At 72.6% G+C, this 15,929-nt stretch carries 13 protein-coding genes; 3 read left to right on the top strand and 10 right to left on the bottom strand.

What is annotated here, in order from left to right:
- Nucleotides 1-4: 4 nt before the first annotated feature.
- From MF672_RS47645 to MF672_RS47605, 9 genes are all read right to left on the bottom strand, one after another.
- Entirely contained in the window at nucleotides 5-1,063 is a 1,059-nt protein-coding gene (locus tag MF672_RS47645) for a glycosyltransferase (RefSeq protein WP_242371967.1), read from the bottom strand.
- A complete protein-coding gene (locus MF672_RS47640) occupies nucleotides 1,060-3,690 on the bottom strand; it encodes a bifunctional glycosyltransferase/CDP-glycerol:glycerophosphate glycerophosphotransferase (RefSeq protein ID WP_247815797.1) in 2,631 nt (876 codons plus the stop codon). Before MF672_RS47640 ends, MF672_RS47645 begins: the two co-directional genes overlap by 4 nt.
- A 90-nt stretch (nucleotides 3,691-3,780) precedes the next feature.
- The gene (locus MF672_RS47635; RefSeq protein ID WP_242371964.1) at nucleotides 3,781-4,575 is read right to left on the bottom strand and encodes an SRPBCC family protein; all 795 of its coding nucleotides are present in this window, start codon (nucleotides 4,573-4,575) and stop codon (nucleotides 3,781-3,783) included.
- Between the two features lie 81 nt (nucleotides 4,576-4,656).
- Nucleotides 4,657-5,511: an FAD binding domain-containing protein gene (locus MF672_RS47630; RefSeq protein WP_242371962.1), complete on the bottom strand. Its 855-nt coding sequence runs from the start codon at nucleotides 5,509-5,511 to the stop codon at nucleotides 4,657-4,659.
- Complete coding sequence (locus MF672_RS47625; protein WP_407654830.1) at nucleotides 5,508-7,853, bottom strand: xanthine dehydrogenase family protein molybdopterin-binding subunit; 2,346 nt, start codon at nucleotides 7,851-7,853, stop codon at nucleotides 5,508-5,510. The genes MF672_RS47630 and MF672_RS47625 overlap by 4 nt, the downstream gene beginning before the upstream one ends.
- Before the next feature lie 53 nt (nucleotides 7,854-7,906).
- Entirely contained in the window at nucleotides 7,907-8,389 is a 483-nt protein-coding gene (locus MF672_RS47620; RefSeq protein ID WP_242371959.1) for a (2Fe-2S)-binding protein, read from the bottom strand.
- A gap of 77 nt (nucleotides 8,390-8,466) precedes the next feature.
- A complete protein-coding gene (locus MF672_RS47615; protein ID WP_242371957.1) occupies nucleotides 8,467-8,685 on the bottom strand; it encodes a hypothetical protein in 219 nt (72 codons plus the stop codon).
- Nucleotides 8,675-9,586: a cell wall-active antibiotics response protein gene (locus MF672_RS47610; RefSeq protein WP_242371955.1), complete on the bottom strand. Its 912-nt coding sequence runs from the start codon at nucleotides 9,584-9,586 to the stop codon at nucleotides 8,675-8,677. Before MF672_RS47610 ends, MF672_RS47615 begins: the two co-directional genes overlap by 11 nt.
- A 4-nt stretch (nucleotides 9,587-9,590) precedes the next feature.
- A complete protein-coding gene (locus tag MF672_RS47605) occupies nucleotides 9,591-10,430 on the bottom strand; it encodes a PspC domain-containing protein (protein ID WP_302893419.1) in 840 nt (279 codons plus the stop codon).
- Between the two features lie 113 nt (nucleotides 10,431-10,543).
- On the opposite strand from MF672_RS47605, the gene MF672_RS47600 reads away from it, so the two are divergent.
- From MF672_RS47600 to MF672_RS47590, 3 genes are all read left to right on the top strand, one after another.
- On the top strand, nucleotides 10,544-11,758 hold the full coding sequence (locus tag MF672_RS47600; RefSeq protein WP_242379041.1) for an ATP-binding protein: 1,215 nt from the start codon (nucleotides 10,544-10,546) through the stop codon (nucleotides 11,756-11,758).
- A complete protein-coding gene (locus MF672_RS47595) occupies nucleotides 11,755-12,387 on the top strand; it encodes a response regulator (protein ID WP_242379040.1) in 633 nt (210 codons plus the stop codon). The genes MF672_RS47600 and MF672_RS47595 overlap by 4 nt, the downstream gene beginning before the upstream one ends.
- A 121-nt stretch (nucleotides 12,388-12,508) precedes the next feature.
- On the top strand, nucleotides 12,509-13,507 hold the full coding sequence (locus tag MF672_RS47590; protein WP_242379039.1) for a L,D-transpeptidase: 999 nt from the start codon (nucleotides 12,509-12,511) through the stop codon (nucleotides 13,505-13,507).
- A 63-nt stretch (nucleotides 13,508-13,570) separates the two neighbouring features.
- Here the strand turns inward: MF672_RS47590 and pcrA are convergent, their stop codons facing one another.
- Nucleotides 13,571-15,808, bottom strand: coding sequence for a DNA helicase PcrA (gene pcrA / locus MF672_RS47585; RefSeq protein ID WP_242379049.1), 2,238 nt, complete (start codon nucleotides 15,806-15,808; stop codon nucleotides 13,571-13,573).
- Nucleotides 15,809-15,929: the final 121 nt, after the last annotated feature.

Here is a 15,929-nt window from a genome sequence, read left to right as displayed (position 1 = left end):
CGGCTCACCGGGACACGTGGGCGAACAGCCGCTCCCAGCCGTCCAGCACGTGGTCGAGGCGGAAGGCCTCGGCCCGTGCGCGGGCGTCGGCCCCCAGCCGGCGCCGTTCCTCCACCGCGTCCACCAGGCGGCGCAGCTCGGCGGCGAAGGCGTCCACGTCGCCGGGCGGCACCAGCACCTGCCCCGCCGCGCGCACGCCCCCCGAGACGTCGAACGCCACCGACGGCACCCCGTGGGCCGCCGACTCCAGCAGCACGACGGGCAGCCCCTCATGCTCACTGGTCAGCCCCAGCACCGACGCCCCCAGGTACTCGGCGGGCAGCTCCGCGGCCGGGACCGGGCCGCGGAGGACCACCCGGCCGGCCACCCCCTCCCGCTCGGCGTGCGCGCGCAGCCGCTCCCGCTCCGCCCCGTCGCCGATCAGGTGCAGCTCCCACGGCTCCGGCGCGCCCGAGCGGGCGAACGCGCTGATCAGCCGGTCGAACCGCTTGACCCCCTCCAGCCGGCCCACCCCCAGCACCCGGGGCGCGTCCAGCGCGGACATCGTCTCCGGCCACCGGGCCAGCGGGTTCGGCAGCGCGCGGGCGTTCGGCAGGAGGGCGTGCTCGGCGAAGCGCCAGGCGTCGTCCTCGCTGAGGAAGACCGCCTGGTCCAGCTCGGGATAGTGCTTCCTGATCGAGGCGAGGTGCCAGCAGCCGCGGGCGTGGTCGTAGGAGCCGTGGTACTGCCCGATCGGCCGCAGCCGGGCGGGCAGCAGCCCCCGCACCCGGATCACCGCCGACGGCGAGGTCATGACCGCGTAGCCGGGGCCGAGCTCGCCGAGCAGCCGGCGCAGCCGCCGGTCGGCGCGGGCGCGGGCCAGGCGGTTCGCGGGCTCGCCGCGGCTGATCACGTGGTGGTGGTAGCGGGGGCGGTCCACGTAGCGGAACGGGGAGCGGGCCCGGCGCAGGCCGACGACGTGCACCTCGTGGCCGCGCTCGGCGAGGCCCTGGGCCAGGGTGTGGGTGACCTGCTGGACGCCGCCGAGCGTGTCGGCGTCCACGCAGGCGAAGACGACCGTCACGGCGCCACCCCGAAGAAGTCGTCCACGATCCGCGCCGCCGCCTCGCCGCGCTCGTCGGCGCACCACAGCTCGCGGAAGGCCGCGTAGCGGGCGGCGTGGGCCGCGTGCGTCTCCTCCAGCCGCCTGAGCACGTCCACCAGCTCCTCCGTCGTCGTGACGCACGGGCCGGGGGCGATGGCGGGCAGGTCGTGGTAGACGCCGCGCTCGGAGAGCCGGTAGTCGTCCCAGTCGTCGATGTAGAACACCATCGGCTTGCCGGTGATCGCGTAGTCGCACATCACCGACGAGTAGTCCGTGAGCAGCGCGTCGGAGGCCAGCATCAGGTCGTTGACGTCGGGGTACGACCCTGCCGCGCGGACGAAGTGCCGCAGGTGCTCGGGCGGCTCGTACCGTTCCACCGGGTGGGTGCGCAGCACCAGCACCCACTCGCCGGCCAGCTCCTCCGCCAGCAGCTCCAGGTCGGCGCGCACCGACTGCCCGCTGCCCATGGCCCGGTCGCGGTAGGTGGGGGCGTAGAGCAGGATGCGCCGGTCCGGCGGGATGTCCAGCCGCCCGCGCACGTCGCCGCTGGGCTCGCCGCGCACCAGGGCGTCGCAGCGGGGCGTGCCGTGCCGGTAGACCTTGCCGGTGTAGCCGTTGGACGGCACGAAGATGCGCGAGAACTCGGCGCTCGGCGACACCAGCGCGTCCCACCGGGCCACCGCGGCCCGCCACTCGGCGCGCGGCGCGTCGAAGTCGGAGCGCAGGTCGGGCGCGTCGAAGCCGATCGACTTGATGCCCTGGCCGTGCCAGGTCTGCAGGTAGCGGGTGCCGCGCGGCTTCGGGTAGTCGAGGGGGAAGCCGTGGCTGTCCACCCAGACGCCGGCGCGGGCCATCGTCCAGACGTGCCGCCAGCTTCCGCGCCGCACCCGGCGGGCCCCGCGCGGGGCGCCCTTGCGGCCCTTGGCCAGCGACCAGACCACCTCGATCGGCAGCTCGCGGCGGCGCAGCTCCTCGTACAGGGCGCGCGGGCTGCCGCAGCAGCCCTTGCCGACGTCGGACTCGAACAGGGCGAGGTCGGGACGCGGCCGCACCACCTTGATGAGCAGCTTGTACGCCCGCAGCTTGGCCCGCGGCGTGCTGACCCGCTTCCACAGCCGGCGCCGCAGCCGCCGCCACCGCGAGCGCGCGGCCGGGACCGCGCGCACGCACAGGTACGCCGCGTACCCCTCGGCCTGCACCCGGCCGCCGGGCAGCTCGATCGGCGGCAGGTGCGGGTCCACCAGGACGCGGTCGGTGGTGGTGTGGCCGTCGGCGGTGCGGGTGAAGCCGATCCTGGGCTCGCACCGGCCCGAGGGGGTGAAGGCGACCTCGGTGACGTAGCCGCCCCCGCCGGACGGCTGCGGGCTGATCGGCACCCGTTCCTTGCCGAGCTGCAGGAACGCCGTCCAGCCCGCGGGCAGCACGCCGAACGGGTCGTAGGTCCGCACCGTCATCCGCACCCGGTCGCCGTCGCGGGCCAGCTCGGTGGCCTCGTGCCGCAGCCGGGCGGCGGCGAAGGGCAGCTCGGCGAGGCGCAGCGCGGTGATGTCCAGGCCGGGGGAGACCGTCGTGCCCCAGTACGTGCGCCCGTCCTGGCGCACCGCCGCCCGGGGGGCGGCCCGCGCCCCGGTCAGCGAGCCGGCCGCGACGCGCAGGTCCTCGACGCGGTCGTCCAGGATGAGCCGGCAGCACACCCGCTCCATCGGCGCGGCCGCCGCCAGCACCTCGGGCGCGACCTCCTCCAGGTAGGGACGCACGATCGAGGCGAACTCCTTGACCCACACCAGGTCGCGGGCGGGCAACGGGTTGAGGTAGACCCGCAGGTCCTGCCGGACGAAGCGGCGCTGCCGGTGCGGCACCAGGTCGCCGGCCCCGTGGGCGCGCAGCCGCTCGTCGCTGAGCCGGGCGGCGAGGACCCGCTGGCGGACGTTGTCCAGGTCGTCGACGCTGAGCGAGATCGAGGTGCCGCCCCGCGCCCGGTGCCAGTGGTAGACCGTCCACGGGACGATCGCGAAGCGGCCGGCCAGGCCGTACAGGTCGGCGGCGAAGACGTGGTCCTCGTAGTGCAGGTCCTCGGGGAAGCGCAGGCCCCGCGCGCGCAGCCAGGCCACGTCGTAGAGCTTGTTGGTGCTGAAGGAGTCGAGGAACAGCTCGGGGTCCTCGCGGATGCCGGTGACCACGCGGCGGCGGGCGAACAGCGACGGGTAGTACGGCTGGAGCCGGCCGCTGGGCTCGTACAGGCGGGAGATCTGCCCCGAGACGAACTCCGCGCCGGTGCGCTCGATCTCGTCGAGCAGGCTCTTGCAGGCGTGCCTCGGCAGCTCGTCGTCGCTGTCGAGGAACATGACGTACGGGGCCGCCGCCGCGTCGATCCCGTCGTTGCGCGGCGCGCCGCAGTGGCCGCTGTTGGCCGGTCTGCGCAGGTAGCGCACCCGCCGGTCCTCGGCCATCAGGCGGGCGGCCACCTCGGGGGTGCCGTCCGTGCTCGCGTCGTCGGCGATGATCACTTCGAGGTCGCGCAACGACTGGCCGAGCACGGATCTCACGGCCCTGGGCAGGCGGGCGGCGTCGTTATACGTGATGACGACAACGCTGCAGTCCGGCATCCCAAGTCCCCCCGCTGGTCGAACCACCTGCGGGAAGGGTTCCCCCGGGCCGAGGGAAGTGTCCGGACTTGATGGAGTATTTGCCGAAAATCACCGCCTAAGGCGACGAATCACCCAGACGAGGATCAGCAGCGCCACGACCGCGCCCGCGACCGGCGCGAGCCGCTTGAGCACCGGCTGCCCGGCGATCTCCAGCAGGTCGAGCGCCTCCTCGTCGGGCGAGCGCGAGGTGCGGACGGTGCCCTGCGCGCGGGCCGGCGCCGCCGCCGGCTCGGGCTCGGGCGAGGGGACGGCGGTCAGATGCCGCTCCTCCCTGCCTTCCTCCCGGCCCTCCTCCCGGCTCTCCGCCTGCTCCTCCACGACGGCCTGCTCCGCCTCCACCTGCTCGGGCTGCTCCTTCAGTTGCTCCTTGGGCTGCTCCCTGGGCTGCTCCTTGGGCTCGGACAGCAGCTCCGCCAGGTTGCCGGCGAACCTGTCCAGCAGCCGCGCCCCCACCTCGGAGATCACCCCGCGCCCGAACTGCGCGGGCCGCCCCGTCACGTGGAACGTCGTCTCCACGGCCACGGCCGTGACGTCCTCGCGCGGCGACATGCGGGCCCGGACCGTGGCCGAGGCCGTGCCGGAGCCGCGGGCCTCCTTGCCGGAGGCCGCGATGGTGAGCGAGTAGGAGTCCTTGTCCACGTCCTCGAACCTGGCCGAGCCGCGATAGGTGACGGTGATCGGGCCGACCTTGACCTTCATCCTGCCGGTGAACTCGTCGCCCTCGTGGACGTCGAGCGTCGCCCCCGGCAGGCACGGCGCCACCCGCTCGACGTCGAGCAGCACGGCCCACGCCTGCTCGACCGGAACCGGAACAGTGAACTCGTGCTCGAACCGCATCGCCATCGAATCTGCTCCTTCTGCCGATGGTTCCCGACACTACGACGGGGCGGGGGCGCCCCGGAAGAGGCGCCCCCGCCGCGGCCGTCAGGGCGCGCCCGTGGCGGCGCGCACCGCCCGGTGGGTCAGCACCCTCGCCAGATGCCGCCGGTAGTCCGGCTGCCCGTGCAGGTCCGCGGGCGGCTCGGTGTCGGCCGCCGCCTCCTCGCACGCCTGCCGCGTCTGGTCGCCGAGCTCCACGCCCGCCAGCGCCGCCTCGGCCGCGTGCGCCCGGAGCGGCGTCGGGCCCATGTTCGTCAGCCCGATCCTGGCCTCGGCGATCGAGCCGTTCGACCGCTTGACCGCCGCCGCCACGCCGACGATGGCCCACGCCTGCGCCGTCCGGTGGAACTTCTCGTAGTGGAAGCCCCAGCCCGCGCCCAGCTTCGGGATGCGGACGCCGGTCAGGATCTCCCCGGCGTCCAGCGCGGTCTCCAGGTAGTCGACGAAGAACGTGGCCGCCGGCAGCTCCCGCTCGCCCCGCGCCGACCTCGCCACGAACACGCCGTCCAGCGCCAGCACCACCGCCGGCAGGTCGCCCGCCGGGTCGGCGTGCGCCAGCGAGCCGCCGAACGTGCCGCGGTGCCGGATCGCCGGGTCGGCCACCTGCGCGGTCGCCATCGCCACCAGCGGGCAGCCGGACCTCACCACCTCCGAGCGGACGACCTCGTCGTGCGTGGTCATCGCGCCGATCCAGACGTGGTCGCCCTCGTCGCGCACGCCGCGCAGCTCGGGCAGCCGCCCGATGTCCACCAGCCGCGACGGGTACGCCAGCCGCAGCCGCAGCAGCGGCAGCAGCGACTGCCCGCCGGCGAGGACCTTGGCGTCCTCGTCCGCGGCGAGCGCCTGCGAGGCCTCGGCGAGCGAGCCGGGCCGCACGTAGTCGAACTGCGCGGGGATCATCGGCGTGCTCCTTCCAGGGCCCGCCACACGCGCTCAGGCGTGCAGGGCATCTCGACGTCGCGCACGCCGGACGGGCGCAGCGCGTCCACGACGGCGTTCACCACGGCCGGGGTGGAGGCGATCGTGCCGGCCTCGCCGACGCCCTTGACGCCGAGCGGGTTGCTGGTGGCCGGGGTCTCGGTCCGGTCGAGCTGGAACGCCGGCAGGTCGGCCGCCGACGGCAGCAGGTAGTCGGCCATCGTCGTGGTGAGCAGGTTGCCGTCGGCGTCGTAGGCGGCCTCCTCGTACAGGGCCTGGGCGATGCCCTGGGCGATGCCGCCGTGCACCTGGCCCTCGACGATGAGCGGGTTCACCACCGTGCCGACGTCGTCCACCGCCACGTACGAGCGGATCCGCGTCATGCCCGTCTCGGTGTCCACCTCCACCGCGCACAGGTGGGTGCCGTGCGGGAAGGAGTAGTTCTCCGGGTCGAACGTGGCGTCGGAGTCGAGCCGCGCCTCCACCCCGTGGGGCAGGTCATGACCGGTGAACGCGGCGTAGGCCAGCTCCTGGATGGTGCGCTGCGCGTCCGTGCCCCGCACCTTGAACGCCCCCGCCTCGAACTCCAGGTCCTCGGGCGAGCACTCCAGCAGGTGCGCGGCCAGCGTGCGGGCCTTGTCCTTGACCTTCTCGCACGCCCTCAGCACCGCCATCCCGCCCACCACGAGCGAGCGCGAGCCGTAGGTGTCCATGCCCTTGTGCGCGATCGCGGTGTCGCCGTGCAGCACGGTGACGTCCTCGAACGGCACGCCGAGCGAGTCGGCCACGATCTGGCTCCACGACGTCACGTGGCCCTGCCCGTGCGGGCTGGTGCCGGTGATCACCTCGACCTTGCCCGTCGGCAGCATGCGGATCGAGCCGTGCTCCCAGCCGCCCGCGCCGTAGTTGGACTCGCCGAGCAGCCGCGACGGCGCGAGGCCGCACATCTCGGTGTACGTGCTGACCCCGATGCCGAGCTGCACCGGGTCGCCCCGGTCCCGCCGGTCGGCCTGTTCGGCGCGCAGCTTGTCGTAGCCGAACATGGACAGCGCCTTGTCGGTCGCCGCCTCGTAGTTGCCCGAGTCGTAGGTGAGCCCCGAGATCGTGGTGTACGGGAACTCCTCGTGCCTGATCCAGTTGCGCCGGCGCACCTCCAGCGGGTCCATGCGCAGCTCGGCGGCGAGCTCGTCCATCATGCGCTCGATGCCGAACGTCGCCTCCGGGCGGCCCGCGCCCCGGTAGGCGTCGGTGGGCATCTTCGTGGTGAACACGCCCGTGCAGCCGAACTCGTAGGCGTCCATCTTGTAGATCGCGTTGAACATCGACGCGCCGAGCAGCGGGATGCCGGGCGTGACCAGCATCAGGTACGCCCCCATGTCGGCCAGCAGGTCGACCGTCAGCCCGCGCAGCCGCCCGTCGGCGTCGGCGGCCAGCCGGATGCGCTGGAGCTGGTCGCGGCCGTGGTGCACGGTCAGGTTGCCCTCCGAGCGCGACTCGGTCCACTTGACCGGCCGGCCCAGCCTGCGGGCCATCAGCAGGCACAGCACCTCCTCGGCGGTGACCTGCAGCTTCGAGCCGAAGCCGCCGCCCACGTCGGGGGCGATCACGCGCAGCTTGTGCTCGGGGATGCCGGTCACCACCGCCAGCATCACCCGCAGGACGTGCGGGATCTGCGTGCTGGACCACACCGTGTACGAGTCGCCGTCGGTGTCGGCCAGCACCGCCCGCGGCTCCATCGCGCTCGGGATGAGCCGCTGCTGGCGGAAGGTGCGCTCGATGACGACCGGGGCGTCGCGAAAGGCCGCCTCGACGTCGCCCGAGGTCATCTTCATGCTGTACGCCTTGTTGCCCGCCTCGTGCACCTTCGGGCCGCCGCCGGCCAGCGCCTCCTCCATGTCCAGCACCGCGGGAAGGGGCTCGTAGTCGACCTCGATCGCCTCCAGGGCGTCGGCCGCCCGGTACCGGTCGGTCGCGACCACGCAGGCCACGGCCTCGCCGACGTAGCGCACCTCCGACACGGCCATCGGCGGGTGGTCGGGGATGACGATGTCCTCGCTGACCGCCCACGCGCACGGCAGGCTGCCCTGCTCCTCGGCGAAGTCCTGGCCGCCGAAGGCCGCCACGACCCCGGGCAGGCCGCGCGCCCCCGACACGTCCACCCGGGTGATCCTGGCGTGCGCCATCGGGCTGCGCAGGAACGCCACGTGCAACATCCCAGGACGCGTCAGGTTGTCCGTCCACCGGGTGCGGCCCGTCAGGAGCCGCGCGTCCTCTTTGCGCCGCCTCGGCCGGCCCACCTCGGGCGTCGCCGACGGGCCGCTGATCTGCTCGCTGTGGTGCGCTATCTGCTCGCCCAGCGCCTCGGCGTCCAGCTCGCTCACGGGGTGCTCACCGTCCGTCCCATCTCCTGGGCGCCGCGGCGCACGGCCCGGACGATGTTGCAGTAGCCGGTGCACCGGCACAGGTTGCCCTCAAGGCCCTGCCTGATCGTCTCCTCCGACGGGTCGGGATCGTCCCGCAGCAGGTCGATCGCGGCCATGACCATGCCGGGCGTGCAGTAGCCGCACTGCAGCGCGTGCTCCTCGTGGAAGGCCCGCTGCATCGGGTGCATCGAGCCGTTGACGCCGAGGCCCTCGATGGTGACGACCTCGCAGCCGTCGGCCTGGACGGCCAGCACCGAGCAGCTCTTCACGCTCCTGCCGTCCAGCATGACCGTGCAGGCGCCGCAGTTGCTGGTGTCGCAGCCGACCGGGGTGCCGGTCCTGCCGAGGCGGTCTCGTAGTAGGTGGACGAGGAGGAGCCGCGGCTCGACGTCCTCCTCGTAGGCGATCCCGTCCACGGTGACGGAGATTCGGGGCATACGTCCTCCCTCTCTGAAAGGAGCAGGGGAAAGGCGGACACACCCGAAATTACGCTCGTGTTTCGCCCGGTCAAGGGTTACTTACCGCGGACCGCCCGCGCGATGATCGCGATCAGGCCCGCGAAGGCCAGGCCGAGCACCAGCACACCGAGCAGGACCAGCGCGTCCGCGATCGCCCGGGTCACCACCAGGATCCCGAGGACGACGAAGAGCACGCCGCTGAGCAGCGCCATCCAGTCGGTGCGGTGGACCCGGCGCGGCCGCCCCTCCTCGCGGGAGCTCATCTCACGCGGCACGCCGCACCTCCATGTCGCCGAGCCCGCCCCGCAGGTTGAGCACGAGCGTCGAGACCTTGCCGGCCGGCTCGGTCTCCGGCTCCAGCACCTTGTCCAGCCGGACGTCCACGCCGCCCCTGATCGACTGGTCGACCTTGATGTCGCCGATCCGGTTGCTGGCGTGCACCTCCAGCCGCACCGTGGGCGGCACCAGGACCTCCAGCGTGCCGACCGAGACCCGGGCCTCGACCGTCGCGACCGTCCCCGGTGACAGTTTCAGCTCCGACAGGTCGAGGCGGCCGTCGCCGACGCCGACGTCGTACACGGGGGTCGCGGCCAGCTCGGTCAGCGTGCCCGGCGCCCACTCGGACGGGCCGACGTTGCGGGGCATGCCGCCCAGCACGAACCCGGCGCTCACCGCGAGCGCCACCACGACGCCCGCGGCCACGAGCCCGGCGCCGCGCCCCCACCAGGCCGCGACGAGGAGGCCGGCGCCGATGGTGATGAGCATCGCGCCGCCGACGATGGTGGGGCTCACCCCGGCGGCGGACCTGGTCTGGACCGCCACGACGATCCCTCCGATGATGATGGCCAGCAGCAGGGTGATGGCGCCGATGAACGACTTGGGGCGGCGCCGGGGCTGCGGGCGCCGGGTGACGACGGGGCGGCCGTACAGGGCCGGGTCGTACGGCGAGTAGCCGCCGGGACCGGACAGGCCGGGGTCGCCGGCAGGGTGGCCGACAGGGTGGCTGACAGGGTGGCTGACAGGGTGGCCGGCTGGAGGGCCGCCGGGGCGCCTGGCGGGGTCGAGCGGGCGGTAGGGGCCCTGGGGGGCGAACGGCTCGCCGTAGGCGACGGCGGTCCTGGGGCGGGGCTCGTACGCGCGGGGGCGCTGCGGCGGGACGGGGTGCTCGGCCGTCACGGCGTCACCGCCGCCCGCCTCGCCCTCGCCGCCCGGCTCGCCCTCGCCGCCCTCGCCGCCCGGCTCGCCGCGGCCCGTTGCCCCGGCCTGGCCGGGCGCTCCCCCTGAGCGGGGCTCCTGCCTGACCGGGCGCTCCTGCCTGACCGGGCGCTCCCGCCTGGGCTGCGGCCTGGGTCGCGGGCCCGGTCGCGCCCGCCGCCGCGGCCGCCTCGTCCGCCGGCGCCTCGTTGACGCGGGTCCGCGCCGCCGGCTCCGGCGCGCCGGCCGCCTCCGGCACCGGCTGCACGCGTGTCCCGGCCGGCGACACCGGGGGCGTCGCGTACGCGGCCGGGTGCACCGAGGGAGCCGGCTCGTGGCTCGCGTAGGAGGGGGCGGGCCGCTCGCCCGTGGCCCGGCGGCTCAGCCGCTCGGGCATCGACCGGGCCAGCCCCAGCAGGTCGATCCCGTTGGCGTGCGCCGCCAGCAGCGACACCGCCAGGAACACGCCCACCACCAGCGTCCCGGCGTCGATCCAGACCGTGGCCAGGTTGAGGCCCAGCCCGAACCCGAGCACCGCCGTCAGCAGCGCCATCACGGTCTCGGCGTCGAAGTCGCGCCGGGTCCACTGCTCGATGAGGCCCGGGCTCCCGTCGGGCTCCTTCATCAGCAGGAAGGCCGCGATATACAGGAAGAGCCCCACCCCGGACCCGAGGAGCAGCACGGCGAACGCCACCCGGAACACCACCGGGTCGATGCCCGTGTGCCGCCCGAGGCCCGCGCACACTCCCATGAGAATGCGCCCCTCGCCGCTGCGTCGCAGTACGGTGGGGGGAGCGGCCGGTTCCCTGGGCGGAGCTTCTGTCATGTCACCATCGTGGCCCCACCGGCCCGCCGCCCGCATCCGGGACACCCCTGACCCGACCCGGGGGTCGTTCCCTGATGCCCGGTTCGCCCCCGGCGTGTGACGATGACGGTGTTATGGCTGACCAGAAGACACTCGCCGAGCCGGGCACCGGCGGGGACGCGCCGTACCGGCGGATGATGCGCCCGATGGAGGGCCGCCTGCTCGGCGGGGTGGCCCAGGGGCTGGCCGCGCAGCTCAAGCTCGATCCCGTGGTGATCAGGCTGATGTTCGTGCTGCTCAGCGTGGTGGACGGGGTCGGCATGGTCGCCTACGCCGTGCTGTGGATGATCACGCCGCGGCAGCCGTACGAGGGGCAGCCGCCGCAGCGCGACTGGAGCCAGCTCGCCGCGTTCACCGCGATCGGGGTGGCGCTGGCCGCGTTCGGCTGGCTGACGGGGGCCTCGGCGGGCGGCATCGGCATGTTGCCGTTCGCGGTGGGCGGCATCGGCGCGCTGATCCTGTGGCAGCAGGCCGACCCGGAGCGCCGCAGGAGCTGGATGAGCGGGGCGGCGCTCAGCATCAGGAAGAACCGCGTGCGCACGCTGCTCGGCGTCGGGCTGGTGGTGATCGGCGCGGCCGGGTTCCTGTATTCGCAGGGCGAGCTGGCGCAGGCGCGGCCGGGGCTGCTGTTCACCGTGGTGGTGGTCGGCGGCCTGGCGGTCATCGCCGCGCCGTGGCTGGCCGGCCTGTGGAAGGAGCTCCAGCTCGAACGGCGGGAGCGCATCAGGCAGGAGGAGCGCGCCGAGGTCGCGGCCATGGTGCACGACTCGGTGCTGCACACCCTGACGCTGATCCAGCGGGTCGCGCACGATTCGCGCGAGGTGACCCGCCTGGCCCGCTCGCAGGAGCGCGAGCTGCGCAACTGGCTCTACCAGCCGGCCCAGGACGCCGACGCGACGGTGGCGGCGGCCGTGCGCCGGATCGCGGCCGAGGAGGAGGACGCGCACGGCGTGCCGATCGAGGTGGTGTGCGTCGGCGACGTGCCCTTCGACTCGGGCGGCCGTCTCGGTGCCATGATGAAGGCGGCCCGCCAGGCGATGGTCAACGCGGCGAAGTACTCCGAGAGCGCGTCGATATCCGTATATGCAGAAGTGGAGGGTGAAGAAGTCACGGTTTTCGTGAAGGATCGTGGCAAGGGCTTCGACCTCGACGCGGTGCCACTCGACCGGATGGGCATCAGGGAGTCCATCATCGGCAGAATGGAACGGCACGGGGGCTCGGCCCGGATCCGTACGGAGCCGGGCGAGGGCACCGAAGTGATGTTGACGATGAAGGTGGAGAAAGAATGACGCGCGTGCTGATCGTCGACGATCACCGGCTCTTCCGCTCCGGCGTGCGGGCCGAGCTGGGCGACTCGATCGAGGTCGTGGGCGAGGCCGAGGACGTCGAGTCGGCCGTCAAGGCCATCTCCGAGCTCCAGCCGGACGTCGTCCTGCTGGACGTGCACATGCCGGGCGGCGGCGGCCAGGAGGTCCTGCGCCGGGTGCTCGGCGCCGGGTCGCAGGTGCGCTTCCTCGCGCTGTCGGTCTCCGACGCCGCCGAGGACGTCATCGGCGTCATCCGCGGCGGCGCGCGCGGCTACGTCACCAAGAACATCAGCGGCAAGGAGCTGACCGACGCCATCCGGCGGGTGGCCGACGGCGACGCGGTGTTCTCGCCGCGGCTGGCGGGGTTCGTGCTGGACGCGTTCGCCTCCTCCGAGGCGCCCTCGATCGACCCCGAGCTCGACTCGCTGACGCAGCGCGAGCGGGAGGTGCTGCGGCTGATCGCGCGCGGGTACGCGTACAAGGAGATCGCCAAGGAGCTGTTCATCTCGGTGAAGACGGTGGAGACGCACGTGTCGTCCGTCCTGCGCAAGCTGCAGCTCTCCAACCGCCACGAGCTGTCCCGCTGGGCCACCGCGCGCCGCCTGGTCTGAGGCCGATTCGGCCCCATTTGGACCGTTACAGGATAGTTATCGTCAGGCTGCCTACGAATCACCCTTCTCAGTTGTCACACAGAGAGGTAGTAGATGAGCACTTAGTCCAGGAGTAACCCCCTTGAAGCGCGTCACCCGGATGATTCCGGCGTTGCTCGCACTGGTCGTGGCGACGGCCTGTGCGGCGGAAATCGCCCCCATCCCGCAAGGCCAGGCCATGGCCGCCCCTCAGACCCAGGCCGCCGTCCCCGTCGCGGCCACCACCACCCCGGCCGCCACCCCGGCCGCCGCGGCCAAGGCCCCGCGGAAGGTCAAGCTGGAGATCGCGGACATCACCCCCATGGGGGAGAAGACCGAGAAGGTGGGCGTCGGTTTCCCGATCATCGTCACGTTCGACCGTGACGTGAAGACCAAGGACCGCGCGACGGTCGAGGCCCTGCTGCAGGTGGAGTCCGACAAGCCCAACGAGGGCGCCTGGCGGTGGGTCTCGGCGCGCAAGGTCATCTACCGGACGAAGGCGTACTGGAAGCCGTACCAGAAGGTGCTGTTCACGGCGCGGCTGTCGGAGCTGCCCGGCAACACCGGCGGCAAGGACGTCTCCCGTCGCTTCGCCGTCGGCGCGCAGAACATCTCGCTCGTCGACACCAAGAAGCACGTGATGAAGGTCTACCGCAACGGCAAGCTGGCCAAGAAGATCCCGATCAGCGCCGGTCGCGGCGGGCTCATGCGCGGCGGCGTGGACGTCTACCTCACCACCAGCGGCACCCACCTCACCATGGGCAAGAAGTCCGTGGAGACCATGACCTCGTCCTGGATGGGCGTGACGGACCCGAAGGACCCCCGCTACTACAAGGAGGAGATCCCGTGGGCCGTGCGGATCTCCGACAGCGGCGAGTACGTCCACCAGAGCGCCGGCTACTACCAGTACCTCGGGCGCTCCAACCAGAGCCACGGCTGCGTCCGCGCCACCCCCGCCGGCGCCAAGTGGTTCTACAACCTCGCCCAGCGCGGCGACGTCGTCAAGATCACCGGCACCAAGCGCAAGCTGCAGTGGAACAACGGCTGGAGCTACTGGCAGCTCAGCTACAGCCAGTGGAAGAAGGGCAGCGCCCTCTCCTGACCCGGTGAGCGGTGAGGGGCGCGCCGTCGGCAGCTCCTGGACGCCGGCGGCGCGCCCCTTTCGTCACAGCTTCTCCAGCGGCGCGTACGCCAGCAGCAACGTCTTCTCCCCGCCGCTGCCGAAGTCGACCTTGACCTTGGTCCGCTCGGCCACGCCGTCCACCGACACCACCGTGCCCAGCCCGAACTGGTCGTGCGTCACCCGGTCGCCCGGCGACAACGACGGCACCTTGCGCCCGCCGGCCCCGCCGGCCCCGCCGCTCCTGGCCGGCGCCGGTCGCGCGGGCTCCCTGCGGGTGGCGGCGCTCCACGCCGACTTCTCCGGGTCCGTACGCCAGTCGATGAGCGCGCCCGGCACCTCGTTGACGAAGCGCGAGGCGGGATTGAACGACGGCGACCCCCACGAGCTGCGCACCGCCGCCCGCGTCAGGTAGAGCCGCTTCTGCGCCCGCGTGATGCCGACGTAGGCCAGCCGCCGCTCCTCCTCCAGCTCCTTCGGCTCGCCGAGCGAGCGGACGTGCGGGAACACGCCGTCCTCCATCGCCGTCAGGAACACCACCGGGAACTCCAGCCCCTTGGCGGTGTGCAGCGTCATCAGCGTGACGACGCCCTGGCCGCCGTCGGAGTCGGGGATCTGGTCGGCGTCGGCCACCAGCGACACCTGCTCCAGGAACTCCACCAGCGTGCCCTCCGGGTTGGCCTCCTCGAATTCCGAGGCCACCGAGATCAGCTCGTTGAGGTTCTCCAGGCGGGACTCGTCCTGCGGGTCCTCCGACGCCTCCAGCTCGGCGCGGTAGCCGGTGGCCACCAGCACCTCCTCGGCCAGCGCCGACGGCGGCACGCCCGCCGCCTTGGCCATCAGCTCCTCCAGCATCGCGACGAACTCGCGCACCGCGTTGAGCGAGCGCGTGGCCATGCCGTACGCCTCGTCGGCCCGGCGCAGCGCCTCCCAGTACGTGATGCGCTCGCGCGAGGCCAGCGCCTCCACCATCGCCTCGGCCCGCTCGCCGATGCCCCGCTTGGGCACGTTGAGGATGCGCCGCAGCGAGACCACGTCGCCCGGGTTGGCCAGCACCCGCAGGTAGGCCAGCAGGTCCTTGACCTCCTTGCGCTCGTAGAAGCGCACGCCCCCGACCACCTTGTACGGCAGCCCGGTGCGGATGAAGATCTCCTCGAACACCCGGGAGGCCGCGTTGGTGCGGTAGAAGACCGCCACCTCGCCCGGCTTGACGTCCTCCTCGTCGCTCAGCCGGTCGACCTCCTGGGCCACGAACATGGCCTCGTCGTGCTCGTTGTCGGCGACGTAGCCGACGATCTTGGGGCCGTCGCCCTGGTCGGACCAGAGGTTCTTCGGCTTGCGCGACTCGTTGCGGGCGATGACGGCGTTGGCCGCGGCCAGGATGTTCTGGGTGGAGCGGTAGTTCTGCTCCAGCAGGATCGTGCGGGCGTCGGGGTAGTCGCGCTCGAACTCCAGGATGTTGCGGATCGTCGCGCCGCGGAAGGCGTAGATGGACTGGTCGGCGTCGCCCACCACGCACAGCTCGGACTGGTCGGCCCCGGAGCGCACCTGCTCGCCGTCGGCCGTGCGCAGCTCGGGATGCCCCACCAGCTCCCTGATCAGGACGTACTGGGCGTGGTTGGTGTCCTGGTACTCGTCGACCAGCACGTGCCGGAAGCGCATCCGGTAGTGCTCGGCGACCTCCGGGAAGAGCTGGAACAACGTCACCGTGTTCATGATGATGTCGTCGAAGTCCATCGCGCCGGCCTCGGTCAGCTTCAGCTGGTACGACTTGTAGGCCTGCGCGAGCGTCTTCTCCAGGTGCGAGCCCGCCTTGTCGAGCGCCGTCTCGTAGTCGATCAGCTCGTTCTTGAAGTTGCTGACCTGCGCCGAGAACGAGCGCGGCGGGTAGCGCTTGGGGTCGAGGTCCATCTCGCGGCAGACCATCGCCATCAGCCGCTGCGAGTCGGCCTGGTCGTAGATCGAGAAGCTGGAGGGGAACCCGAGCCGCTTGGCCTCGCGCCGCAGGATGCGCATGCACGCGCTGTGGAACGTCATCACCCACATGGCCCGCGAGCGCGGCCCGATGAGCTTGTCGATGCGCTCCTTCATCTCCTTGGCGGCCTTGTTGGTGAACGTGATCGCCAGGATCTCGCCCGGGTGCACGTCGCGCTCGGCCAGCAGGTAGGCGATGCGGTGGGTGAGCACCCTAGTCTTGCCCGACCCCGCTCCCGCCACGATGAGCAGCGGGCTGCCATGATGGATCACGGCCTCGCGCTGCTGCGGGTTGAGGCCGTCGAGCAAGGGGTGGTCAACAGAGACTTGGGTCGGCACCCACCTAGGTTAAGACGCTCCACCGACAAACGGCGCCCGGAATGCCGTCCGCCGGGTGCCGGTTCTCCTCCTCAGGAGAACGATTGTCGAG

Source organism: Actinomadura luzonensis (assembly GCF_022664455.2).
Taxonomy (GTDB): domain Bacteria; phylum Actinomycetota; class Actinomycetes; order Streptosporangiales; family Streptosporangiaceae; genus Nonomuraea; species Nonomuraea luzonensis.
The sequence above is the reverse complement of the archived record's forward strand: the minus strand, read 5'-3'. Positions and strand labels throughout refer to the sequence as shown.

What these genes read in the sequence shown, in the direction of transcription:
- MF672_RS47640 (WP_247815797.1), bottom strand. Translation starts at nt 3,690, where the DNA reads ATGCCGGACTGCAGCGTTGTCGTCATCACGTATAACGACGCCGCCCGC.
- MF672_RS47635 (WP_242371964.1), bottom strand. Translation starts at nt 4,575, where the DNA reads ATGGCGATGCGGTTCGAGCACGAGTTCACTGTTCCGGTTCCGGTCGAG.
- MF672_RS47630 (WP_242371962.1), bottom strand. Translation starts at nt 5,511, where the DNA reads ATGATCCCCGCGCAGTTCGACTACGTGCGGCCCGGCTCGCTCGCCGAG.
- MF672_RS47620 (WP_242371959.1), bottom strand. Translation starts at nt 8,389, where the DNA reads ATGCCCCGAATCTCCGTCACCGTGGACGGGATCGCCTACGAGGAGGAC.
- MF672_RS47605 (WP_302893419.1), bottom strand. Translation starts at nt 10,430, where the DNA reads ATGACAGAAGCTCCGCCCAGGGAACCGGCCGCTCCCCCCACCGTACTG.
- MF672_RS47600 (WP_242379041.1), top strand. Translation starts at nt 10,544, where the DNA reads ATGGCTGACCAGAAGACACTCGCCGAGCCGGGCACCGGCGGGGACGCG.
- MF672_RS47595 (WP_242379040.1), top strand. Translation starts at nt 11,755, where the DNA reads ATGACGCGCGTGCTGATCGTCGACGATCACCGGCTCTTCCGCTCCGGC.